The sequence below is a fragment of the Muricauda sp. SCSIO 64092 genome (assembly GCF_023016285.1).
Classification (GTDB): domain Bacteria; phylum Bacteroidota; class Bacteroidia; order Flavobacteriales; family Flavobacteriaceae; genus Croceivirga.
In genome coordinates this window covers 4147006-4168651 of sequence record NZ_CP095413.1, presented here as the reverse complement: position 1 = coordinate 4168651, position 21646 = coordinate 4147006, and the positions used below count along the sequence as shown (strand labels likewise).

Annotated in this window: 25 protein-coding genes and 1 tRNA gene; 3 read left to right on the top strand and 23 right to left on the bottom strand. The window is 39.0% G+C overall.

Annotation, left to right across the window (positions count from 1 at the left end):
* Positions 1-90: 90 nt before the first annotated feature.
* The 13 genes from L0P88_RS17525 to L0P88_RS17465 all read right to left on the bottom strand — a co-directional run bounded on the left by L0P88_RS17525 (position 91) and on the right by L0P88_RS17465 (position 10787).
* Positions 91-753 (bottom strand): ATP-binding protein, encoded by a 663-nt coding sequence (locus tag L0P88_RS17525; protein WP_247131208.1) that lies wholly within the window; start codon positions 751-753, stop codon positions 91-93.
* On the bottom strand, positions 750-1289 hold the full coding sequence (locus tag L0P88_RS17520) for a hypothetical protein (protein ID WP_247131207.1): 540 nt from the start codon (positions 1287-1289) through the stop codon (positions 750-752). Before L0P88_RS17520 ends, L0P88_RS17525 begins: the two co-directional genes overlap by 4 nt.
* Positions 1290-1295: 6 nt before the next feature.
* On the bottom strand, positions 1296-1571 hold the full coding sequence (locus L0P88_RS17515; RefSeq protein ID WP_247134890.1) for a helix-turn-helix domain-containing protein: 276 nt from the start codon (positions 1569-1571) through the stop codon (positions 1296-1298).
* 290 nt (positions 1572-1861) lie between these two features.
* Entirely contained in the window at positions 1862-2695 is an 834-nt protein-coding gene (locus L0P88_RS17510) for an RteC domain-containing protein (RefSeq protein ID WP_247131206.1), read from the bottom strand.
* A gap of 523 nt (positions 2696-3218) precedes the next feature.
* Complete coding sequence (locus L0P88_RS17505; protein ID WP_409557689.1) at positions 3219-4805, bottom strand: type IV secretory system conjugative DNA transfer family protein; 1587 nt, start codon at positions 4803-4805, stop codon at positions 3219-3221.
* Between the two features lie 18 nt (positions 4806-4823).
* On the bottom strand, positions 4824-5327 hold the full coding sequence (locus L0P88_RS17500; protein WP_247131205.1) for a restriction endonuclease: 504 nt from the start codon (positions 5325-5327) through the stop codon (positions 4824-4826).
* The gene (locus L0P88_RS17495) at positions 5324-6124 is read right to left on the bottom strand and encodes an IS5 family transposase (protein ID WP_247131204.1); all 801 of its coding nucleotides are present in this window, start codon (positions 6122-6124) and stop codon (positions 5324-5326) included. Before L0P88_RS17495 ends, L0P88_RS17500 begins: the two co-directional genes overlap by 4 nt.
* Positions 6125-6396: 272 nt before the next feature.
* The gene (gene mobB, locus L0P88_RS17490) at positions 6397-7416 is read right to left on the bottom strand and encodes a MobB family relaxase (protein ID WP_247131203.1); all 1020 of its coding nucleotides are present in this window, start codon (positions 7414-7416) and stop codon (positions 6397-6399) included.
* Between the two features lie 2 nt (positions 7417-7418).
* Entirely contained in the window at positions 7419-7979 is a 561-nt protein-coding gene (locus L0P88_RS17485; protein ID WP_247131202.1) for a BfmA/BtgA family mobilization protein, read from the bottom strand.
* A gap of 1143 nt (positions 7980-9122) precedes the next feature.
* The gene (locus tag L0P88_RS17480) at positions 9123-9419 is read right to left on the bottom strand and encodes a hypothetical protein (RefSeq protein WP_247131201.1); all 297 of its coding nucleotides are present in this window, start codon (positions 9417-9419) and stop codon (positions 9123-9125) included.
* Between the two features lie 293 nt (positions 9420-9712).
* Positions 9713-9910 (bottom strand): hypothetical protein, encoded by a 198-nt coding sequence (locus tag L0P88_RS17475; protein WP_247131200.1) that lies wholly within the window; start codon positions 9908-9910, stop codon positions 9713-9715.
* A 16-nt stretch (positions 9911-9926) separates the two neighbouring features.
* Positions 9927-10376, bottom strand: coding sequence for a RadC family protein (locus L0P88_RS17470; RefSeq protein WP_247131199.1), 450 nt, complete (start codon positions 10374-10376; stop codon positions 9927-9929).
* A gap of 72 nt (positions 10377-10448) precedes the next feature.
* Positions 10449-10787 (bottom strand): single-stranded DNA-binding protein, encoded by a 339-nt coding sequence (locus L0P88_RS17465; protein ID WP_247131198.1) that lies wholly within the window; start codon positions 10785-10787, stop codon positions 10449-10451.
* 541 nt (positions 10788-11328) lie between these two features.
* On the opposite strand from L0P88_RS17465, the gene L0P88_RS17460 reads away from it, so the two are divergent.
* A complete protein-coding gene (locus L0P88_RS17460; protein WP_247131197.1) occupies positions 11329-11541 on the top strand; it encodes a hypothetical protein in 213 nt (70 codons plus the stop codon).
* Between the two features lie 20 nt (positions 11542-11561).
* Here L0P88_RS17460 and L0P88_RS17455 read toward each other — a convergent pair whose 3' ends face one another.
* Positions 11562-12254, bottom strand: a complete 693-nt coding sequence (locus tag L0P88_RS17455) for a hypothetical protein (protein WP_247131196.1) — start codon at positions 12252-12254, stop codon at positions 11562-11564.
* 299 nt (positions 12255-12553) lie between these two features.
* On the opposite strand from L0P88_RS17455, the gene L0P88_RS17450 reads away from it, so the two are divergent.
* Complete coding sequence (locus L0P88_RS17450) at positions 12554-12787, top strand: hypothetical protein (protein WP_247131195.1); 234 nt, start codon at positions 12554-12556, stop codon at positions 12785-12787.
* 16 nt (positions 12788-12803) lie between these two features.
* Here the strand turns inward: L0P88_RS17450 and L0P88_RS17445 are convergent, their stop codons facing one another.
* The 9 genes from L0P88_RS17445 to L0P88_RS17410 form a co-directional block, all read right to left on the bottom strand.
* Entirely contained in the window at positions 12804-13484 is a 681-nt protein-coding gene (locus tag L0P88_RS17445) for a hypothetical protein (RefSeq protein ID WP_247131194.1), read from the bottom strand.
* A gap of 636 nt (positions 13485-14120) precedes the next feature.
* Positions 14121-14588: an abortive infection system antitoxin AbiGi family protein gene (locus L0P88_RS17440; protein ID WP_409557688.1), complete on the bottom strand. Its 468-nt coding sequence runs from the start codon at positions 14586-14588 to the stop codon at positions 14121-14123.
* Positions 14581-14844 (bottom strand): abortive infection system antitoxin AbiGi family protein, encoded by a 264-nt coding sequence (locus L0P88_RS23995; RefSeq protein WP_281499688.1) that lies wholly within the window; start codon positions 14842-14844, stop codon positions 14581-14583. The genes L0P88_RS17440 and L0P88_RS23995 overlap by 8 nt, the downstream gene beginning before the upstream one ends.
* Before the next feature lie 48 nt (positions 14845-14892).
* Complete coding sequence (locus L0P88_RS17435) at positions 14893-15579, bottom strand: hypothetical protein (RefSeq protein ID WP_247131193.1); 687 nt, start codon at positions 15577-15579, stop codon at positions 14893-14895.
* 34 nt (positions 15580-15613) lie between these two features.
* Entirely contained in the window at positions 15614-16594 is a 981-nt protein-coding gene (locus tag L0P88_RS17430; protein ID WP_247131192.1) for a Mov34/MPN/PAD-1 family protein, read from the bottom strand.
* Between the two features lie 17 nt (positions 16595-16611).
* On the bottom strand, positions 16612-17901 hold the full coding sequence (locus tag L0P88_RS17425; RefSeq protein WP_247131191.1) for a ThiF family adenylyltransferase: 1290 nt from the start codon (positions 17899-17901) through the stop codon (positions 16612-16614).
* Positions 17882-19075 carry a hypothetical protein gene (locus tag L0P88_RS17420; RefSeq protein WP_247131190.1) on the bottom strand — a complete coding sequence of 398 codons (1194 nt, stop codon included), beginning with the start codon at positions 19073-19075 and terminating at the stop codon, positions 17882-17884. Before L0P88_RS17420 ends, L0P88_RS17425 begins: the two co-directional genes overlap by 20 nt.
* Positions 19076-19516: 441 nt before the next feature.
* Entirely contained in the window at positions 19517-20803 is a 1287-nt protein-coding gene (locus tag L0P88_RS17415) for a site-specific integrase (RefSeq protein WP_247131189.1), read from the bottom strand.
* Between the two features lie 239 nt (positions 20804-21042).
* Positions 21043-21117 (bottom strand) — tRNA-Pro (locus L0P88_RS17410).
* Positions 21118-21120: 3 nt separating this feature from the next.
* On the opposite strand from L0P88_RS17410, the gene L0P88_RS17405 reads away from it, so the two are divergent.
* Positions 21121-21519: a hypothetical protein gene (locus tag L0P88_RS17405; RefSeq protein WP_247131188.1), complete on the top strand. Its 399-nt coding sequence runs from the start codon at positions 21121-21123 to the stop codon at positions 21517-21519.
* The last annotated feature ends 127 nt before the right edge of the window (positions 21520-21646 follow it).

Below are 21646 nucleotides of genomic sequence, written 5' to 3'. Positions count from 1 at the left end.
AGGACGACAACAATTTTAATTTCGTTGAGTATTGTATTATTTCAAGTTCACATAACTCAGTATTGAGTGTTGTTTGGGAGGAGTGAAGTCTCACTTCCTCTTATCCTTACTCCCTTTTTCAAAAGCCACCAAATTAAATAGTTGTCGCATTCGGCTACGAACACGAATGCCATAAAGCGCTTCCAGTTCTGCGGCATTGAGATTGGTAGTGGCATGGGTTTTGGTTTTTCGCTTCAGGAATAGATCATATCGGGAAAGCAGTACTTCACCCATTACGTTGCAATCTTTACCGAAATGCCTCCCGATGGGTTCAATACCTAAATCATCGAAACAGAAAAATTGGGTGTTGCCATAATCTTCGATGGTCTTGTAACCAAGGTGGTTGAAACCGAATACAATGTTACGAGTGGGTACGACTTCGTAAGGTTGCCGGTGTGGCACCAGGTGTTTCAATAAGCGGATCAAGGAGGTCTTTCCACAACCCACGGGGCCAGAAAGTAAAATCCCTTTATCAATATCAATTCCGAATTCTTTACAAGAAGCCCTGTCCTGGATAAAGTACAGGCATAGTTTGTAAAGGATATCCCTGTCCTCTTTGTAGATTTTGAATTTATTCCCAAAAAGTAACTTGCCCTTGGCATCCAGATAGACCAACATTTTATCAAAATCGTACAAGATCTGATTGCCCCGCATCGTACCCAACGGATATTGCTTAGCTCCTTCAACAATGATATGTGGCTTGGAATGGCTCATAGGGGTTCATCATAATTTTTATCGGAACTGGTCTTTAGGTTGTCCTGATATGGGACAGCACTAATCTGTTTTTCTTCAGTTTCCGGATTTTTAACATTTGAATTTTCTAAAATTTGCCGTTTGTTTATGTTTTTACCGTTTTCTATAGTTTGTATATGTTTGTTTATAGGTACCAGTGCTTGTCCAGTGCTTGTCCCGTTTTTGGTACGGCTTGGGTACAGCACTTGTCCAGTACTTGTCCCAAAATCGAACATCTTGATCCGGCTCCCTTTAAATGGGTTATGGGATGGTGTGTACAGGATATAGTTCCAATGGCTCAGTTCCTTGATACAACGATGATACGTGGATTTGGAACCTATCTTGGAAAAGTCCATCACTTCTTCCCGGTTAATGTAGAACTCTTCCTTAAAGAAATTGTTGTTCCATAGCTGGAACAGGGCCACATAAAGACTGATATGGGTCGGGTTCAAACGGTTGTCCTTTGAGAATTGTCCAAATACTCCGTTAAGGTGTTTGATATAGTTGGTCGCTTGCAAAACACATTAGAATTTATTGATCTTGTTCTTTTCCATAAGTTGCACGATTTCCGCATAGTCGTAATAGAGCACTCCCCCAACCTTGGTATAGGGGATCGTTCCGTTGATCCTCAGGTTCTGTAATGTTCCTGATGAAATACCCAGGAGTTCCTTGAGCTCCGGTGATTTGATCCATTTCTTTTGCGGTGGGCCCGATTGGTTTTCCAGCAGTTCCCTAATGCCTTCCAATAATTGTAACTTGAATTCGTAAAGGTCTTCCGTAGTGATGATAGTTGCTCCCATGGTCGTAAAACTTTTTTTAAAGACAAAGCCGCCAAGGTTTGTTATTTTTTTAATGGCGACTTTGAACTGATTTGACTTTCGTTGGGCAAATTTTGCAAGCTTTAATGGAATTCGTTCACAATGGCCATCGTAGTTACGTAATTTTTTTTGGGGGGTCATCAATCCCGGATTCCCTTTGTTTTTTTTGGAGTTATGCAAGTATTCAATTAAAAATTGGCGTTTTATCGTTTATCGGTAGGTGTTTCGTAGTTACGATAAAAATGTGTTTGTTTTTTAAGGAAAAAGATATGCTATAAGGCGTCGTCCCGATCTAATTTATGATTGAACGAGGTTATGAGCCTTTCCAGGAATCGGGTTCTGCTCCCTTTCCTCCTTTTGATTTCCGTGTAGGCCTTATAGATATTGCCCACTTTCACATTAAAGGCTTCTTCCAACGCAGATGCGATCGCTTTGATATCCTCTTTGCCATTGTTTACGGCACCGGCCGTATGAATGGCATAGGCCAGTTCCACCAAGGCTGTTTTTGATTCGGTCCAGGCAAGGGGCTTCCCCTTATTGTCAAATTTAATATCCTCCCGTCGCCGTTCGATTTCCCTTATCAATACTTTTAGGTGTTCGGCAAAACAGTTGAGCCCTTTTATTTTGGCCCAAAGCATATCGTGGGAGGTGAAAAAATTGGGATCGAGGTAGCAGGTCTCCGGTGTGGAATATAATGGAAAGTTTTGGTTTTTGCGGGTAAAGTACTGTTTATCCAAATAATTGAGATTCTGTTCCATATAATGTACAAAGTCCCAATTTTTACTAAAAAATTTGTTTACTCTCCTAACCTTTTTTTTCAAATATGAGAATTGGTCCTCAAATCCCATTTTGGGCATCATCAGCTTACAGGTCCTGATTTCATTAAAATATACCAGGGCACTCAATGGTCTTGACTTGACTTTTTTGAAAAAGTATATTTCGTCTTCCTCCGATCTGAAATCATGTTTTTCTATAACGTTCCTTAAAAGGTATAAGGTGTTGTTACAAAGATGGATTCCTTCATTGGCTTTTTCAAGGTTGATTCTTTTTTCTTCTTTGAGCTTATCCAGTTTACCTTGAAAATCTTTAATAATGTCACTATACATTGAACCTCTCGTTTTAATTGCCGTTAAACAATGTATGGGGACAGTATACAGGTCGGGGTTTCGAGTGGTATTAGGTTACATTTAAATACACATTGTTCTTCATCTTATCCACGTGGACTTCACAATTTTTCAGCCAATATCGGATACAACGAACGGTTCCTTGTAATTATGCCTTCCCATATTATTCAAGACAAAGTTTCTTTATGTCCATAAAATCTGACTTTTTAAAATGCCCTCCTACAAAAAGTGTTAAAGCCCTATGAAAATGGGACAAAGCGGGAATTAAAAGTGATTCAAGAAGTGTATTCATGAATTATTCAGAATATTGATGGGTCTAACTTTGAATATACTAGCGAAGAAAGACCAAATCAAAGAAGGGTGTTCCTAAGTTTATTTGTTCGGTTTGATTGTAAAAGTAGATTTAGAAAAACAGATAAGAGTAAAAGGGATTTTACAATAAATATAAATTTTATATATGGAAAGTTCTTCTTTGATAAAACCTTGCTCAAAAAACAAAAAGCGGTTATCCTTTGAATATGGACCTTATATCATTATGGATGCGTTTGTAATTGGCCTCCATTTGGGATGCGCTGATCTCTTTATGCTCGGGCAGACCACGTTGTATTTCAGCTTTTCGAAACTGGACCCTTTTGTCCTTCCCGTCTGCAAATACGATAAATTCCCCCTGTTTCAGCCGGAAGAAAATCTCCGCCCTCCGTTTGGGGACCTCCCTTTCCCCTTTGGTTATCCGTGCTTCCAGTGAAAGTCCCGCTGCCTTGCTTATACTATGGGTCGGGTCTTTGATGATCTCAAAAAAGCGTTCGTAGTATTTTGCGGTTTCCGGGTCGTTGGCTTTTCCAAAGAATTGGTAGGACAGGTTGCTCAATATGGCCTTGCCAGCCTTTTCCCCATACATCATGTCGTTCTGTATCTTATCCTGAAGTACATAGACACATACGATATTGTAGCTTCGCAAAGTGGCCGGGATACGGTGCATATTGGGCAGTCGGATCGTTGATGCCTCTTCTAGAAGTAAAAATGAGGGCAATTTGTTCCGTTCGCTCATTTGTTTGGTGATGGTATGTAAAATAGTGGCAATCACCGGGGACAGGGAGGCGTCCTTCTTGGGATTATTGACCACACAGATCACCGATGGGTTTTCGGGGTCGTTGATGTTCAATGGGATATCGTCCGAGGAAAGTGCCATGAATATTTTTTTGGTGCTGATTTTTTTAAAGGCGTTGGCCAGCGTACTTTTCACTCCTGCGGTCTGTCGTTCCGATCCCACACCACTGATAAAGGCATTCGCCATGGCCCTGGAGGTGATGTTCCCTTTAAGAAACTTTAAAAGTCCCTTGGTATTGACCTGTTGATAGAGCGCTATCAAATGGGGTATGGTGCAATAGTGCGGATAATCCGATTTCAAACGCCAGATCAGTCCGCTGATAAGGCCTTCGACCGCATCCTTGAAAAAGCGGGACGTGCTGTTGCCGTCACCTTCCCTGACCTCCAATAAGTTCTCCAAGAGCACCCTTGAAATCTCATAGACGCTTTCTTCGTCCGGCAGGTATCTTGGGGCAATGGGATTGACGCGGTAATGGATGGGGTCAAAGGAGACAATATGGAACTTGGCGCCCTTGTCCGTGAACAACGGATATGCCATTTCGGTAATCTCAAAATCCTTGTAATCGTGGATTATCCCACTAAATAAATGTGTTTTAAAATGCTCCAAAAGGTTATAGATCACACTTTCGGTCTTTCCGCTTCCCGCTGCGGCTATCACGGAAATCCCCCGGCGTATGTTCTCCAGGACCAGATTGCCCCCTTTGGTCTTGATAACCACTTTATATTGCTTTGCTATCGATGATTTTCCATTGTTCCCATCCATGTATACATAACATAGAATATTGGTAAACTGCAAGGGCAGGACCATCAGCAAGATGCCTTTGAGCGATGTCTGAACATCTGTACTGGTCGCAATGGTTCCCATTGCCATTATCAGACAAAGAAGCGTCATCGCAGAACCTTGGCGAACATATTTATTGATTGTAAGGACGGTCAATGCCCCTAGGATCAACGCGGGAATCAGTATTTGAATTTGAACGATCATAATACCATCACCATCAGTTTAGTTTACTTTAGCTATTAATTCTATTAATTTGTTTCCTCCTATCAATTCAACATTAGAAGAAGAAAACATTCTTCTTGTCTCTGGACTAGTTTTCCCTGTATGTATAAAATATCCTTTTACTGCTTTCTCTTTATAAATACTATTTTCAAAATCCCTAACGTGTTGCCTGTTTATGTATTTTGAATACCGTTTGGCCTGTAATACTATTTTTTCATTATCCTTATTATAGATGATTCCATCTATTCCTCCATCACCTGTATACCTCTTGTTACGTTTAATTCGAAAACCTTTGTTTTTATATGCGGACAGCAACAATTCTTCAAAAACAAAAGGATCGATCTTTTTTAGATAATTTATTTTTTGTCCTGGATATTCAAAGGAATTGATTTTATCTATTATTTTTTTTCCTTTGGAAATATTCTTTTGATGCTTATTTTTTTTTCTACCTAAAAAAAATAGAATAATTATAAGTATTGTTAAAAAGATTAAAATAGAAGTCATCTTGAGTTGTTGATTTTCTTGAATTTTTTAATTGCGATTACGATAAAGGCAAGGAAATTGAACCCCATCCAACTGGAAACGGTGGTATCGAACCTGTTGAGCACCGACCTGAAACCGTCCATCCAGGCGAAGGTTCTTTCCACCGAGTACCTTTCCCCATAGAGCTTTTCATCGAAAGGCTCGTCCCTGTCAACCTCCTTGCCCCTTTGGTTATAGGGTACGTTGGGAACCACGCCCCTTTTGGCACAGGCCGTTCGGAAGCCCCTGGAATCAAACCCCGAATCCCCGTTGACGAACAGCCCGTCGGTGGCGATCCCGGCATCGTCCAGGGTGGCGAAGACCTCCTCTGCATGTACCTCTATATCGTGCAGGTCGTTGTAGTTACCGGCCACGGACTCCGACATGGCCAGGGGAAGCCCCTGCCTATCGGTCAAGTAGAGGGAATTGGTCGTCTTCCTTTTCTTCCTGCCCTGATACTCCACTTGTTCGCCCCCACGAAGGGCCGTGGTATGGCTGCCGTCGAAATCCCCGCTGGAGAGGTCGACCTTTGACCTGTTCTCCGATAGAAGCCTTATCCAGCATTCCTTCCACACACCCGCTTTGCTCCACTTACGGTAGTGGCCGAACACGGTCTTGTAATTCAGGGGTTCACCACTGAACAGCTCGGTGACTGGCAGCATATGCCACTGCACACCACTTTTGAGTTTATACAGCACCGCGTTCACTATCTCTGCCACGGGTGCCCGGGAGGAGGGCCCACGACCGGGAGGTGAAAGGTAAGGGACTATCTCGGTCATAATGCTATCTTTGTCGAGTACTTTGTACACGGGCTATGGTCTTTCTGTTCAGCGACACAAAGTTCCGTAGCCCTTTCATTTGATCCAAATCTAAAACTCAAGACAAGTTCAATCTTATAATCCATCGGTTATCGGTTTAGTTTAAATAATTAATATGATCATCTTTAATTCTATTAAAGCTTTTACCTTTCATGATTTATATTTTTAAATTCGGAACAAAGCAAACAACATAATATGTAATCTATTTGCATGGATCAATTTATCTATCGGGTTTAAACACCGATCGAACCAGAGCTGATGGCCGTTTCCACTCCTCGTTTGAACTTCATAAGTGCCTTATAGGCGAGCTGTACCTTATTGGTAGGGATGGTGGGCACATTTATCCCGGCTTTGAACAGCATCTTAAAGGCCACCTGCTTCTCCGTGGTCGGGAGTCCGGCAAGCATGGCAAGAAAGCGTTTAGGGTCTTTATCGAGCATGTTCCTTGCCTTATAGGTTTCCACAAAATTTCGTTTGTAACCGAACTTTTTATCAAAGGTCTTTTCGACTGCTTGATAGAACTTATCTCGATGGAACCCTTGTTTTTGTGGTACTCCATTGAGTACCGTAGTGGACTCCTTAAATTTGGCTCCCGGTGAGAGGCTGTAGCTATTGATTGCATCGGTACGGCTTACGATGATATGGACATGGGTCTGCATGCCCTCTTTTTTCATTCCCCGGACGATCCGTTTTCCACCAATCTTGTGCGGGGCATCTTCTTCCAGGCGGTCGATCTCTTTTTTGATAGATTTTATGTTTCCTTTTGATGCTCCCCTTTCGATCCTGGCAACCTCTTTTTTAAGTTCCAGTATTTTGGTGGCATAGGGTTGGTTTTCACGGATCTCCTTATCAGTGCCCTTAAAGGTCCGTTCCCGTTCTATCTTGGCATAGTATTTAATATCGTCCACGTTTACCTTTCGGTCCCTATAAAAGCAAGCGACATAATCTTTCATGATCTCCCGGGTGTATTCACGCAATTTTTCGGGGTCGTTGCCGATCGCCCTTAGTTCTCCCTTGGACGGGCTGACCACTATGGAATAGAATTTGGGGTCTTTCTTCCCTAGTCGGGCCGTATTGTTATCGATTTCCGAAATGACCTCTTCCGCGCTTATCCCATCGTTATATTGATCAAAGAAGTGCTGCTGGAGCTCTGGGCTTTTATCTTCGTTCTCTTTTTCAAGATATTTGACAAAATCCCTGACGCTCCCATTAAAATTTTCGCCTTGGTGCTGTTTGGTAATGGCTATGTACATGACTAATTGTTTTTTATGGTCCTCTTATATTTTTCCACTGCTCCCATGGGGAGCTCCAGCTTGAGGTAATCTTTTCCGAAATTGCTCTTGACGGCTTTTACATGTTCGAGTACATAAGCAAAATCCTTTTTGAGCATTTCCATTTTGTCCTCCAGTCTATCGTATAGGATTTTGGGAACGGTAGTCTCCTCCAGCCACTCTTCCTGTTCATGGCCATTTTCAAATTTCTTTTCCACGAAATCAAAGTCATCCTCAAGATCACTGTCTTCTTTAGGTTCGAATTGCTCCTGAAATAAGGATTGCAACATGGCCACTGTTGGTAGGGTCTGGCTCTTTTCTATATCCTTAATGATGGCTATGGCATTGCTTATCCGTCTCTTGATCCTTATCTCCAAGGCACTGAGACTGCCATCGATGGAATCCGATGGAGACAGCTGATGAATCTCAAAAAAATCCAACATGGATTCCAAGGCTTCGGTATGGGTACGGGCAACTTGCATAGAGAACTTTCTGAACCTATTGGCAACCTTAATTTTAAATCGTACAGTAGAAAATGTGTTCATAATTTTTATTATTTGGTTCTTTTTGACGCAAAAAATGACAGTTTTATTGGGGTTTCGAGCGTTTTTGCGTCAAATCACCCTATTTCATTTTTTTGACCAATCCCTGAAATCCCTTATAAACAGGGGCTTTACGCAGTAAATGGGATATGTAGCGCTGCGCCAGCACGCTACCCTCTTGCTTCTCCTTTTCGTTCGCCCCGGCGAACAAAAATCCGAGCCCCCTGATTGTTCCAATCAGTGGCACTGCATTCTGACAAGAATTGAGATGTACGGTCAAAAGGAAAGTCAAATCGATCCCGATGACTATCGGGAGAATTGACCGCACGAAGCCCGACCAACGGGCCTGTATAAATATAACATCGTTCCAGCAAAAAAGAAAATGGAAAACCCTGTCAAATGGGTTCAATTGATCCCAATAGATATTAAAATGTCAACAAATGGAATTCAGGGCGTCAGATTTGATGGGAACGACCATTAAAAAAGACTCTTTTTCAAGAGCCTTTCTGCACAGAATCGATTTTGGAGATCAACTGTTATCAGGGAACTGCTCTTTCGAGTATTCAAATTTGAATACCCACAAGTTAATGACCAGATAAAAAGACTTGTCCGATACATGTTGCTCGGTGGTTTTAATGGCTTGCGATTTTCTTGCTGGAATTTCCAACACTCTTTTTACTCTTGTTTCCATAATGTAAATCTTTGAATTATCAATTATTTTACTGGCGCCCCCTGTTCCTTAAAAATTTCATCTAAAAAGGAAACGGAATAAATTTGTGATGGCTGAAGAAGTGGCTTTATGCCGTAGTCTTTTTTAAGGGAACATTTTTCAGGGACTAATTTTCAGTCAAATGAATGTTAATTGACTCTAACGGATTATGTTTTATCACATCTTTTTATTATACCAAAAATGTCCTTGAATTTTACAACTATAAATTGGTTCTTGTCGATGGTACCCGGAAGGTCACGGAAAAAGGCTCAAGGAAAAAACTTGTTAGTTTCATTTAAACCAAGATGCCACTTATAGGCAATAAACCATAGAAGTCAGGACTGAACATTGGGTTTTTGGCGTGTGTTTTTGATACAAAAACCATGACAAAAACCATACAAAAAAATAATACGGAACTGGTGGTTCCGTATTTGTCATTAGAAAATGATACGAATATCCCCAGAATCATTGATAGGTGAAAGTCGATTGTTAGCGAGCCATTCCACTTTCATTTCATCAAGTACCACGCAATTCGTATCAATCAATGACTCATTTATTTCCTTCCAAAGCCAAACCAATGAACTACTCCCAACAATCAATAGTACAATACCGTAAGATTGAAAATGAAAATCCTCTACTTCCCGGTCTCCATATTCATTGGTTTCATGGGTATATCTGTACCCCATTTCATCAAAAGTTACTTTAGCTCCTGCTTTTAAAATCAATTGTTCCATAATTAGAAATTTTAAATTATTTGCCGGAGCAATAGTTTTTTCAAAATTTCGTCTAAAAAGGAAACGGAATAAATTTGCGATGGCTGAAGAAGTGGCTTTATGCCGTAGTCTTTTTAAGGGAATATTTTTAAAGGACTAAATTGCGGCTACATAATGATAATATGACTTTGGCAGAACACAAACTCAGTAAATTGTCAAGTCCCGATTTGATTTTTGATGGTTCGATACCTTTAAAAATCAACAACGCAAAAAAATAGCCCTATATTAAAAGGCTATTCTCTATTAAATTTATTTCAAATTCTAAAGGTAAATCTATAACTATATAGATTCCGCATTACCTCTGCGTATAGGACTTCGGAATATTTCAATCGATTTCTTTCAGCGTAGGCTTTTATCTGTTCCCCGAACTGACGTTCGACATCTTTCTTGGACATTTCAAAAAGTTGTTTTTGCGTTTTATCATCGAGATTGTTAAAGTTTAAATGTATCATCGTTCAAGTATTTTCATTACATCAAACCTTCATCGGCAAAACTGTAATACTCTCCATTTGGGGTTATTATCAAATGGTCAAGTACGGTAATATCAAAATACGAAGCGGCTTTTTTAATCTTGCGTGTCAGTTCCAAATCAGCATGGCTTTCCTTTAATTTGCCCGAAGGGTGGTTGTGCGCTATGATGATTCCGACTGATAGTGATTTTAAAACTGTTGCGAACAATATCCTGACATCGACAATGGTTGCGGAAATGCCCCCTTTCGAGAGCTCATATATGCCTTTGACCTTATTGGAGTTGTTGAGCAGTAATACTTTGAAACTTTCTTGAAGTCCAATGGTTTCCTTGTCCCAAAGCTCATATAAAATTTGTGCCGCGTCCTCTGAGCTACGGACAGAGGGAGCATCCGAAACCTTGATTTTCTCTTTATAGCTGATTTGTATTTCGTTAACTTTGTTTTTCATTATTCTTCTTTTTAAGATCAATATTGAAAAGAGGGTGCATCTTTCGACGGTTACACCCTCTTTAACTTAGATTTAATCCTTACTGCCCAATAGTAAAACTTCGGATACCACCACTTCGGTCACATATCGTTTTGCACCGTCCTTGTCCTCGTAAGATCTGGAGGTCAATTTTCCCTCAATGGCAACTTCCTTGCCCACATCCACATATTTTTCTACGATGTCGGCAACTTTGCCCCATGCGACTATGGTGTGCCAATAGGTATTTTGAACTTTTTCACCATTGCCGTTTTTGTAATACTCATTGGTCGCCAAAGAAAACTTTGCAACTTTCTTCCCACTTTCAAGGTTTACAATACTTGGCTCTCCGCCAACGTTTCCGATCAACTGTGTTCTGTTTCTTAAACTACTCATAATTAAAAATTTAAAAGATTGATAATTCCCCTTATTTGTTTTTAACTGATTTAAATTTTAAGGGGTGTTTGTTTGATTTCTTGCGTGCGTAGCACAATGAATGAAGTGGGTTTTGTCAAGACTTTTGAGAAGAAATCAGGAGTGTATGCGACGTAGAAAAATCCTTGGATTTTCAAGGAAGTAGAAACCTTATTTCTTATCAAAACCTGCTTGGTCTTGACAAGTTCCATAATGGTATTAGCAAATCTTTCACACTGGCCCACAAGGGAGCGTACGGGAAGTTAAGCGAGTGCAAGTGGGGCTGTGCTGAATAGATTTGGTTATTCCATGCCTGTCTTTCGATGACCCGAAAGACAATAGAGGCTTTATTTATTATAAACCCCTTAAAATGACCTGGGCAAACCCTTTATTTTTAGACATTGCAGGCAAATACCCAAGTAGTATTTGTCAATAATGGCGTTAAGAAAATAAAGGGGATTGCCCTTCCGATTAATTAAAAGATTGACGTATGGAAGTGGTAGTTTATTCATAATAAGCTGATATGAATCTGGGCAGTTGGCAGAGCGGACTTGATTTGGAATTTTGGACTGTGAATGAAGGGCTGGCGTTCCAGTATTACGGAACGGCTCCCGAAATGAGGGAGAAAATTGTGAATTGTGTCCAAGACCTGTCGAATGAAGCTCTTTTACCGAAATGGAGTAAAACGGAATGGAGCGTGAATGTGCTGAATGGGTTCAACGGGAAAATCTACTGAACCCATGTAACCGATATATTCTATTTATGTTCCAGAATGACAATATCCGGATTTGACCTTTTTAGGTCTTTGATAACCTCGTCATTAGGAGCAACGAACATTCTTTCAACGATATGGGGGTTTTGGCTGAAGTGGATTTCATATAGGTTCATGGTGCTGATTTTGGCCACATCGCATAGCAGTTGTTTCCAGTCGGCTTTTTCTACCGATTCAAATATCCCAAGGTTTTTTAGTTCTACCTCCGTTGTCAATTCTTGGTCTTCTATATAATACTGGATATCCCATTGGGCGTTGAATAGATAGGCCGCATAATCGGTATGCGCCAGATAGTCCCGATATCCGCCAATGAATATTTCATTGGTGCCGTTAATGGAGATTTCGAGTTTACCGCCAAAGTCCATCAAGGGTTCCTCATAATGAAAATCTACTTTGATGGATGGAAACTGGTATACAAGCTTTTCGAAAAGTGCTACCGGTGGTCCCCATGCGCTGTCTCCATGTAAGATCAGGGAATCTTCCAACAGTTCAATATCAGGGGTGAACCATTTTGTGCCCACTATGGTATAGACCTCTTCCAAAGTCTGTGGTTGTTCCATGTTAAGGACATGCCAAAAATCAACATATTCTTTTTTAAAGGTAAGTTTTCCGTAAAGTTCTTTGAGTTCGCTGGTTTCACCGTAAACCGTGATTGAATTGTAGCAATTGTTTGCCATGATGTAAAAATTTTTGATTACACAATATTTTTACAGGTTGCCCCAAACGGAAGTCAAAAAATTGGAGTGGGAAGGAAACGGAATAAATAGCGAGGAACGAGCGGCTTATGCCGTCCCTTGTCCGAGAATATTTTGCGGGTTTACCTTTGTGGGAATATTGTGTGATATTATTCGCTCTAGGTTATTCCTCTAAGATTAGGGTGTCTTTTACATAAGATTTATAAACTTTTTGTTCATCTTCAATCCAAATCAGCATCCCTACCTTACACGGGTCACTTTTTAATTTATAATAAGCCGATATGAATCTGGGCAGTTGGCAGAGCGGACATGATTTGGAATTTTGGACTGTGAATGAAGGGCTGGCGTTCCAGTATTACGGAACGGCTCCCGAAATGAGGGAGAAAATTGTGAATCGTGTCCAAGATGTTTTTAATGAAGCTCTTTTACCGAAATGGAGTAAAACGAAATGTAGCGTGAATGTGCCGGATGGCATGGGGCAAAAAACACTTGGTTCCAGTGAACCAAGTGTTTAATGGACAATCAGGGGCATTAGGTAACTTGTGCAACTATTGCTTTTGGATGCAGCTGCTTAACGTCTTGTTCAGAATCCATGAATATGCTTTCGGAGACATGTTCATTGGCCTTGAATTGTACTTGGTAAAGGTTTTTAGTTGTTGACTTAAGTACATCTTTTAGAAATCCTTCTTTATCCTCTTCGTGAAGCGAGGTATAAATATCAAGGTTTTTTAAATCTGTCAGCGAAGAAATAATGCCATCGTCAATTAAGTACTTGGCTTCATCCGTTGCAGCTTCTAGAAAGGAAAAATAATCCTGATGGGCCCGATATTGCCAAAAGGTGCCACTGAATATTTCCTTAACGCCATTCTTGTTGATTTGAATCTCTCCCCCGAAATCCATACCGGATTCCTCAAAGCCCATACAGATTTGTAATGAGGTAAATTGTTCCGCAAGGTTCTTGAACAATGCAACCGGTGGTGACCAGGCGCTATCACCACTTAGGATAATCCCATCATCAACGCGTTCTATCTCTGGAGTAAACCATTTTGTGCCAACGACTTGAAATATTTCTCCATAAGTGATTTCATGTTTTCTGCCCAAAACATGCTTAAAATCAACATACCCCTGTTCTTTGGTAAGGCGTTCGTAAAGTTCATTTAGTTCGGTACTGTTTCCGTTAATGGTAATGTAATTGTAACAATGGTTTGCCATGACAATAAATTTTAGATTAAACAATATTTGCGCATGACCAAACGGAAATCAAAATTTTGGAGTGGCAAGGAAACGGAATAAATAGTGAGGAACGAACGGCTTTATGCCGTCCCTTTTCCGAGAAAGATTTTGCGAGTTTAACTTTCGATAATATTGTATGAATACAACATCACTACGAATACGATCAAAAAAAGAATAGATTATTATTCCTTGTTCCTAATAATCATAGATTACGAATTGGGAAAGACAGGGATTTTGTAGCCTTCCCTAAAAATAGGACTAAACAAATGGGAAATCATGTTGTTAGAGCCACTACCAGATTTTAATTCTGGACAACTTCATGCAAGAAACCTCTTTATCTTCAGTTCCAATTTAACCGATGTAAGAATTTCAGATGTTTTAAAAGCCAGATGGAACGATTTCAAAAATGGAAGATACTATTATAGAAATGGTGAAAATTGATAAAAAACTGACCATTCATATCACGAGACATAGTTTTGGACATAGCTAGGAAGCCATTCATCCCGTAAAACTTCAAAAGCTATATAGAAATCGTGATTTGAAGACCACAATTTGTTATCAGGCTAACTTTATTCATTCCGAAGTTGATGGAGCATTGAAAAGTGTTTTGAATTTCTAATAATTTAAAAATTGATGTTCTACAGCTCTATCTAGTTTATTATCCTTCCATGTTGCAAGTTTTATAATTTCCCTCGATATTTCGAACTTATTTACTAACAACTCTATCTCAGGTTTATCAGCAACGAATACCACATCTAAGTCATCAAGATCAAAGTTCAATGAATAATCCGAAAGCTTTTTATTATATATCTCTGGTTTTTTGTCATAAACTTTCCGGCTTTGCGATATATAGTTGCCATCAATTTTCCATTTCTCAGGCACATATCTCCATTCATTTTCCGATTTGAAGTCAAAATTAGGTTTATTAAAGTAGCTATTAAAACCTTGTTCGTTCTTGATAAAACATTTTAACTCCATTATTGGCAGTCTAAGGTTTTTAGGAAGTTTGGACACCTCCGGATTCCGTCTCGCTTTGAGTAATGATGCCATTCCCTTTGCCGCCAGAGATTGTTGGCTAACCATATAAAACAGGACCTATTTTTTTTGATCTAGCCCAATCTTTACTAAAGCCTACGCCATAATTCCCGTAAGTGATTTTCTTTGAACCAATTTCTTTCAGGTTATACTCACTAAAACATACCATAGGATGAACGGCGTTTGAGATAGAATTCCCATTGCTATAAAAATTCTCTCTTGAATAACTTAATCGAAGAGAAGTTGATTTTAATATACTTACCAACTTGCTAAAATCCCCTGTTATATGTATTATTTTATTCATTTTCTATTTAAATCCATTTTGTAGTAAACTTGTAACTTCTCATAATTTCTATAGATACTCGATGAATAGCCGCTTTGCATAAAGCTTACCGAAATAATTAATTATTCGTTTTGAGAACAATACGAGGAGAAGAAATACAACAGACAATGAAATTGATAAAAGCAAAAAGCCCCAATGAGCATTAACTTTATAGAAGTAAACAACTCCTGTTATTGCTGTAATAGAACCTAAAACTGAACCACCAATAAGGTTTCTAAAAAAGCCATACTCTATATTATGCTGCAACAATAAGTTGCCATCTTTAACTTTATTCCTTATTAGTCCTACAGCTTCGGCAATAAGTTTCTTTGCTTCAATTTCGTTAGACCGTTCTATTTCAAAATCAGGCATATCGAAATTAAAATCATTCTTAACTTTATTGCGAACATGCTCTTTTTTCTGTTCAGAGTATTCATTATCGGAGAAAAGCATAAACCTAGTTGTAGGCATTTCCAATTCTCCTTTAAAGAAACGTTTTTCAAAAAAAACTTTACTAATGTAGCGATTAGCTTGCATAAGCAAATAAAGCAGTACAACAGCGGCACCCATATTTGCTGTAATCTTAATGGCTAAAACTTCTTTAAATAAACTACTTAATTCTGTATTGCTCAAATGAATAGACAGCAGCATAAACGGTAGTAAAGTAATAATTGCAGGGTACAATCTCGCTGTTCTTGAATATTTGTCAAACATCATTATTATATTATTTTAAAATTTATTATTGTCTCTTCTAATACACATAAGAAATTAATCCAGCTGGAGTTACTATTATCATAAAAACAGGTATGGAATAGTTGTTTCTCACATAGTCTGATTTAAACTTGGACATAGTCTGTACATCTTTCAAACTTGCTCCCATAGGACCATGTGGATGAGAATGCCATTCACCAATATAACCGAAAGTTTGACCAGATTTCTTTTTATGTTCTTCAACCTGCTCTCTGAGTCCATCAATTCCCCTTATAAAACATCCTTCTGAAGCCTCACTATCCGGTGGGGCCAATACTACATCTGTAACATGTATTGTTTTTGTTTTATAATTTACAAGTCCTATAAAAACCCCGCCTGTTTCATTCGGCATGGCTTTACCCATTTCCGACTTGAGCAACTTCTCAATGCCATTCTTCATTCTAATTTCCCACTGTCCAGAATTTATATCATGAAGTATTGTAAGTGGTGAAATAGTCAATTTTTCACTAGTTACCTCAAATTCTTTCCTATTAATTTTGGTCAAACAAATCTGTCCCTCTTTATTACTAGCACCTTTAATCCCCCTTACAAAGGAAGCACTATGGAGCGAAATCAGATCGTCAGAAACTACAGTAGTTTCAGAATTACAACCTACACCTACATTAACAAGGACACTTTCTTTCTTATTTCTTCGGTGTTCTCTTTTCAGCCAATTAGAAATATAATCCTTCTCTAGATATTGAGCCTGCATCAAAATATGCAGATCATCAACCCTGGGGTTTCTTTCTTCTCCTTCAATCAGTAATCCACCAATATACCCTTCATCGGTCAGGAACCCCTTGGCAACTTTATTGTTAATTTCTAATCCTTGTTTAATATAGTTATTTTGAAAAGCAGGTGAAGCTGTAAAATCTAGGACCCAATCATAGTTCTTCATAAACTTTTTAAGCTCGGGAGTTTCAAGGTATAAATCTCCATTAATCGACAACCCTAATATTTGAAGAGTATCTTTAGGATACATTTTTTGGGCAGATTCTCTTAGTGCAATAGCTTTATTTTTTCCAATAGACCTGGTGTTAAAGCATGCCTAATCATATTATGGGGCTCGATTGTATCACTATCAAGTAGACAAAGCTTATCATATCCTTCACGAATAAGATGCATGGTTACTTTGGAACCAACAGCACCACAACCAAAAATTAGAGCAGAATCAATCTTTGACTTACTTCCCGAAACTTCTCTTGCTTTTTGAACACTAAGTGGTTCTTTGTGCTGTTGGAATGATACCCTGACATTGTTTTCAATTTCATTTTCCTTAATATCGTCCTCATTGATTCTTAAAAAGAAATTAAAAAACTCTATATCTCCTGAATAACCAATAAGGGGTTTTGGCCGCTTAACACCAACTATTATAGGAAATTGATCTATCCCATTTATTTTAAATAATGGGATTAGAGATATTATCGAGCCCATATTTATACCTGTATTCTTTCCAAATTTTAACAATGTAAGAAGGTCATAAGGTAATTCTGAAAAATAATGCGGGTTAGGAGTTTTTTCTTCTTGCCAATATATAGCACCAAACATGTAACGGTTAACTTTAATTCCTTCGGCTTCCTTAGAAATTGCTTGAACAATAGGCTTTAATGCTTCTTCTACATCTTCCTTTGAGGTCAATATTCTTACAACTTCATAAGATGGTTGGTTTTTGTCAGTATCCTGCTGCAGCTCTTTTATTAATAGCAGAGCCATATTTTTTGTGCCTTCTAAAGCTTTATCTGAATTAACCACCTCCGCCAATTCATGGTATTTGTAAATTGTTGTTCCGCAAAAACCTTCAAGCCTCATTGGATCAAATTGTCCGCCATCTTCAACTAAATCACCACTTGCCGCATCTGCCAACCAATTTTGTACCCTGATTACTAAATCCGTTATTCGTTTATTAGCATACCATTCTTTATAATTCCCCCTAACAAGGCAAAAAGGCGCTGGCTTTCCATCTTTACTAATATATAGGTGTGAGAGCTGATCTTTTGGAAAGCTCTTACGGTCTGAATAAACCCTTGGTGGGATATTCGGGTACATTGTGGGATGAAAAACAAACAGTATATCTTCCTTACTTCTAATATCAACACCTTCGTATGTTCCTCTAGGTGGCAATTCTACAGATAATCGAAGTGGAATTGCTATGCGTTTATCATCCCATTTAAGTAACTTTAATTTCCTCTTGCCCGTAAAGGCTCTTAACAAAGATAAATCTTCAAAAAGGTGTTGAGAAATTTCCCCTTCAAAGCCTTCATATCCTGTACTATGAAGACTTCGAGCCATATTCAGATTTTTTGTTAACACTACCTATCGTTCCACCAGCCGAAGCTGATGCTGTACCTTCTTTTTTACCTGTCTTTACAGGCCCACTTGGAGTTACTTTAAACTCATACGGCTTTGGTTCTTTTTCTTTTGGATGTTTGGCCAGTTCAATAAAGTGTTCGTCTTTATCAAGTTTCTTTTGGTATTGTTTTTTCGCCTCAGCATGAGGAGGGTTTTTGTCGCTCTTTTTTACTACTTTACAAGAGCCAATTACTTTTCCGCTTCCCTCTTTATAATCCAGAACCCTCAAAGAAGTGTCTTTGGGCGTCTTATTCTCTTCCTTCTCATCATATGGCACATCATTAAAAAATGTCCATGAACAATGGTGAGGCGAGAGGAACAAGTCCCATTTTAACTTATCTGTCCTATTATTTTTTTCAGTTTTATTAATTATTTCTTTCCAGATGTTATGATCCGCATCTCCTCCAAATAAATAGAAACAAGCCCAGCCTCGATCACTTGAATTAATTTTAAAGCGTGCTTGCATAGCAATGCTACTAAAGTTTTTATCCGATTCGGAGGTAGCCGTGATCAAACTCTTTTTGAATGGAGAGTGAACAAATAATTCAAAGTTACCAGTCGAATTACCATTGATTTCTTCCAGTATAATAGTATCTCCTGGCACACTTGTAGGCACATTCTCGAATTTATTATCTCCATCATAACCAATCATCCTGATACGATTACCATCATCGTTTTTTTCCGGTTTATTTTCATCCCACAATTTGCGCCTACGTTCAGCTTCTTTCTTCAGGGCTTTAGCATCTTTACTTGTAGCTTCTGAAAAAAGCATGGAAGTACACCATAGTTCGTTGATTATAATTTCTTCATTTTCTTCATTTGCTTTTCCGTAATTATCCGGAGATTGACCATGAAAAAAATTGTTTTCAAAACCAAGACAATGGTCTTCATCGGGATGAGTTAAAATAAAAACATCTAAAAAAGGATGGTCTTCACTATCGGTTTGTACACTTTCTAAAAGATCATCCTTAACAGGATAAATTTTGTTCCCAGCATCTGTTTCCTTTCCTGCTCTAACTTTACAGTCAATTAAAATGGTAGTTTTATCGGATAAAGTAATTAAGGTCGTATCACCATTATCCACAGGATAAAATTTGAGTAAATGGTTACTCATAATAATTAAAGTTTTTGACACATCACTTTTCACTATTGCGGTATGATGTATTGTACCGAAAGAGAATATCCGAGAGATTTGGTTATAACAGAAAAGTTTATAGCTTTGCGCTCTCCAACTTGAAAAAGTTAACTTAAGCAAGTACGTTTGGCGACTGACATTGCTTAATACAACTAGCAGTTGCTCTCTCCGGGCAACTGCATTTCATTATGCATATTTTATGCCAACTTTTTCTTGTTAAAAAAATGCAAACTTTCACTGACAGAATGACACTTGCAACATTTATTTGAGAAATAAACAAGTGAGGGTGAAGATACTTGCCCCTCACATCGTTACATTAGATCCTAAGTCCAACGTGTCCACCAATTCCACCATATCAACATTTTTTAATGTTTGTTAGATGCTGCTTCTTATGGTATATCCTGATAAATGGATCGGTCTTTATCTTACCACGTACATTGGTGTCCCCCGTTCTCTTGTTTGATAAGATATAGATTTTGTCCTTGTCTTTAATTTTATCTTCAATTGACCTATGTCCTTGCTTATTTTCTTCTCCACTACCCTCGCATATCGTTTGGTCGTTGATAACTTGGTATGACCAAGAAGCTTCGATACTGTCTCCATTGGGACATCATTGGTAAGTGTGACCGTTGTTGCAAATGTATGACGGGCGACATGGAATGTGAGGCGTTTGTTTATTCCTGCCAAAGTGGCGATTTCCTTGATATATTTATTTACCTTTTGATTGGAAAACACAGGTAATAAAGAAAATTCATTTTGAGCTTTGGGATAATGGGAATACTTATTGAGAATTTCCTGAGCCTGCATAAGCAATGGAACCTGAACCGGGGTTTTGGTCTTCTTTCGTATAACATTGATCCAAAGGTTCCCATCGATACCTTGCACTATATCACCTCGCTTTAATGATTTTACTTCTATATAGCTTAATCCTGTATAACAAGAAAATACGAAAATATCCCTTACCACCTCCCATCCACGAACAGGGATAGAGACGGACTCTAAAATTTCCAATTCGAAATCTTCCAGATATGCACTGTCGTAAGTATCAAACTTCATTTGATATAGGTCGAACGGATTCTGCTTTAAACAACCAAACTTTGAGGCAATTCCAATCATTTTTTTAAACCGTTCCAAATGCTTCATGATACCGTTGTTGGTCAATGGCTGGTTTTTCTTTAAAGGTTTACAGGTCCTTAAGAATCTTTCAAAATCTACAATGAAAGCGTAATTGATAAATAGTAGGCCCAAGTCAGAAACATTAAATTTTTTCTTGATGAACCGTAACAGGTATTTTTCAGTGGCGCCATAGTTCTTTGCCGTTCCCCTTTCCAGTTTTGGTATTTCGTTGGTCCTATGGTAGCTTATCAGTTCCACCAATGTTCCAAAGATCTTGTCCGTTCCCAGATAACGCATCTTGACCGCTATGGCCGTGATCAATAGACCCTCTGAATGCAATTCTTTATGGCATTCCAATAATTTGGCATACACATCATCCAGATAATCATTGGTCCCTTTCGACCATTTTACCTTGTGTTTGATCCTTCCGGATTCCTGGCACCAGTGCTCCTCCAATGTAGATCTTTGGATACTGATATCGGCAGGGACCCCATCGACCCTTATGCGCGCATAGATTGGAATGGTACCATTTTTCTTTTTGGCCTTCTTTTTAAGCCAAAAGTTGATACTGAACGTTTTTGAAGTTTTCATTTGATTTCATCTTGATTAAACGATTCTTTTGGCGAAAGTCAAATCGCAACGAAAGTCAAATACGAGCTCAATTTAAAAAAACTTATCCAATTAAAATAGGACACCATATAGGACATATTCAAATTGGTTTCAATTGGTTTCAATTGGTTTCAATTCGAACCAAAAAAAACCAGCAAATATATAATTTGCTGGTTTTCATTTTATTAAGGGTATTTTGTTTTACTTCAATACCCTTTCTGTCGGGGTGGCAGGATTCGAACCTGCGACCTCCTGCTCCCAAAGCAGGCGCGATAACCGGGCTACGCTACACCCCGAAAATGACTATTGTCATTCAATATTTCAAATCCCAGAACCTAAAAAAACTACTTGTGGGAGTAGCCCGGTTCCGGGCGGAGCCTGTGCCGCGCTCGATGCGGTACTACACCCCGAAAATGACTATTGTCATTCAATATTTCAAATCCCAGAACCTAAAAAAACTACTTGTGGGAGTAGCCCGGTTCCGGGCGGAGCCTGTGCCGCGCTCGATGCGGTACTACACCCCGAAAATGACTATTGTCATTCAATATTTCAAATCCCAGAACCTAAAAAAACTACTTGTGGGAGTAGCCCGGTTCCGGGCGGAGCCTGTGCCGCGCTCGATGCGGTACTACACCCCGAAAATGACTATTGCCATTCAATATTTCAAATCCCAGAACCTAAAAAACCACCACTGGTAGTAGCCCGGTTCCGGGCGGAGCCTGTGCCGCACTCGATGCGGTACTACACCCCGAAAATGATTATTGCCATTCAATATTTCAAATCCCAGAACCTAAAAAACCACCACTGGTAGTAGCCCGGTTCCGG

Excerpts from the sequence above, each read along its gene's own strand:
- L0P88_RS17525 (WP_247131208.1), bottom strand. The coding sequence starts at position 753 with ATGAGCCATTCCAAGCCACATATCATTGTTGAAGGAGCTAAGCAATAT.
- L0P88_RS17515 (WP_247134890.1), bottom strand. The coding sequence starts at position 1,571 with ATGGGAGCAACTATCATCACTACGGAAGACCTTTACGAATTCAAGTTA.
- L0P88_RS17510 (WP_247131206.1), bottom strand. The coding sequence starts at position 2,695 with ATGTATAGTGACATTATTAAAGATTTTCAAGGTAAACTGGATAAGCTC.
- L0P88_RS17505 (WP_409557689.1), bottom strand. The coding sequence starts at position 4,805 with ATGATCGTTCAAATTCAAATACTGATTCCCGCGTTGATCCTAGGGGCA.
- L0P88_RS17500 (WP_247131205.1), bottom strand. The coding sequence starts at position 5,327 with ATGACTTCTATTTTAATCTTTTTAACAATACTTATAATTATTCTATTT.
- L0P88_RS17495 (WP_247131204.1), bottom strand. The coding sequence starts at position 6,124 with ATGACCGAGATAGTCCCTTACCTTTCACCTCCCGGTCGTGGGCCCTCC.
- mobB (WP_247131203.1), bottom strand. The coding sequence starts at position 7,416 with ATGTACATAGCCATTACCAAACAGCACCAAGGCGAAAATTTTAATGGG.
- L0P88_RS17485 (WP_247131202.1), bottom strand. The coding sequence starts at position 7,979 with ATGAACACATTTTCTACTGTACGATTTAAAATTAAGGTTGCCAATAGG.
- L0P88_RS17480 (WP_247131201.1), bottom strand. The coding sequence starts at position 9,419 with ATGGAACAATTGATTTTAAAAGCAGGAGCTAAAGTAACTTTTGATGAA.
- L0P88_RS17475 (WP_247131200.1), bottom strand. The coding sequence starts at position 9,910 with ATGATACATTTAAACTTTAACAATCTCGATGATAAAACGCAAAAACAA.
- L0P88_RS17470 (WP_247131199.1), bottom strand. The coding sequence starts at position 10,376 with ATGAAAAACAAAGTTAACGAAATACAAATCAGCTATAAAGAGAAAATC.
- L0P88_RS17465 (WP_247131198.1), bottom strand. The coding sequence starts at position 10,787 with ATGAGTAGTTTAAGAAACAGAACACAGTTGATCGGAAACGTTGGCGGA.
- L0P88_RS17460 (WP_247131197.1), top strand. The coding sequence starts at position 11,329 with ATGAATCTGGGCAGTTGGCAGAGCGGACTTGATTTGGAATTTTGGACT.
- L0P88_RS17455 (WP_247131196.1), bottom strand. The coding sequence starts at position 12,254 with ATGGCAAACAATTGCTACAATTCAATCACGGTTTACGGTGAAACCAGC.
- L0P88_RS17450 (WP_247131195.1), top strand. The coding sequence starts at position 12,554 with ATGAATCTGGGCAGTTGGCAGAGCGGACATGATTTGGAATTTTGGACT.
- L0P88_RS17445 (WP_247131194.1), bottom strand. The coding sequence starts at position 13,484 with ATGGCAAACCATTGTTACAATTACATTACCATTAACGGAAACAGTACC.
- L0P88_RS17440 (WP_409557688.1), bottom strand. The coding sequence starts at position 14,588 with ATGGTTAGCCAACAATCTCTGGCGGCAAAGGGAATGGCATCATTACTC.
- L0P88_RS23995 (WP_281499688.1), bottom strand. The coding sequence starts at position 14,844 with ATGAATAAAATAATACATATAACAGGGGATTTTAGCAAGTTGGTAAGT.
- L0P88_RS17435 (WP_247131193.1), bottom strand. The coding sequence starts at position 15,579 with ATGATGTTTGACAAATATTCAAGAACAGCGAGATTGTACCCTGCAATT.
- L0P88_RS17430 (WP_247131192.1), bottom strand. The coding sequence starts at position 16,594 with ATGTATCCTAAAGATACTCTTCAAATATTAGGGTTGTCGATTAATGGA.
- L0P88_RS17425 (WP_247131191.1), bottom strand. The coding sequence starts at position 17,901 with ATGGCTCGAAGTCTTCATAGTACAGGATATGAAGGCTTTGAAGGGGAA.
- L0P88_RS17420 (WP_247131190.1), bottom strand. The coding sequence starts at position 19,075 with ATGAGTAACCATTTACTCAAATTTTATCCTGTGGATAATGGTGATACG.
- L0P88_RS17415 (WP_247131189.1), bottom strand. The coding sequence starts at position 20,803 with ATGAAAACTTCAAAAACGTTCAGTATCAACTTTTGGCTTAAAAAGAAG.
- L0P88_RS17405 (WP_247131188.1), top strand. The coding sequence starts at position 21,121 with ATGACTATTGTCATTCAATATTTCAAATCCCAGAACCTAAAAAAACTA.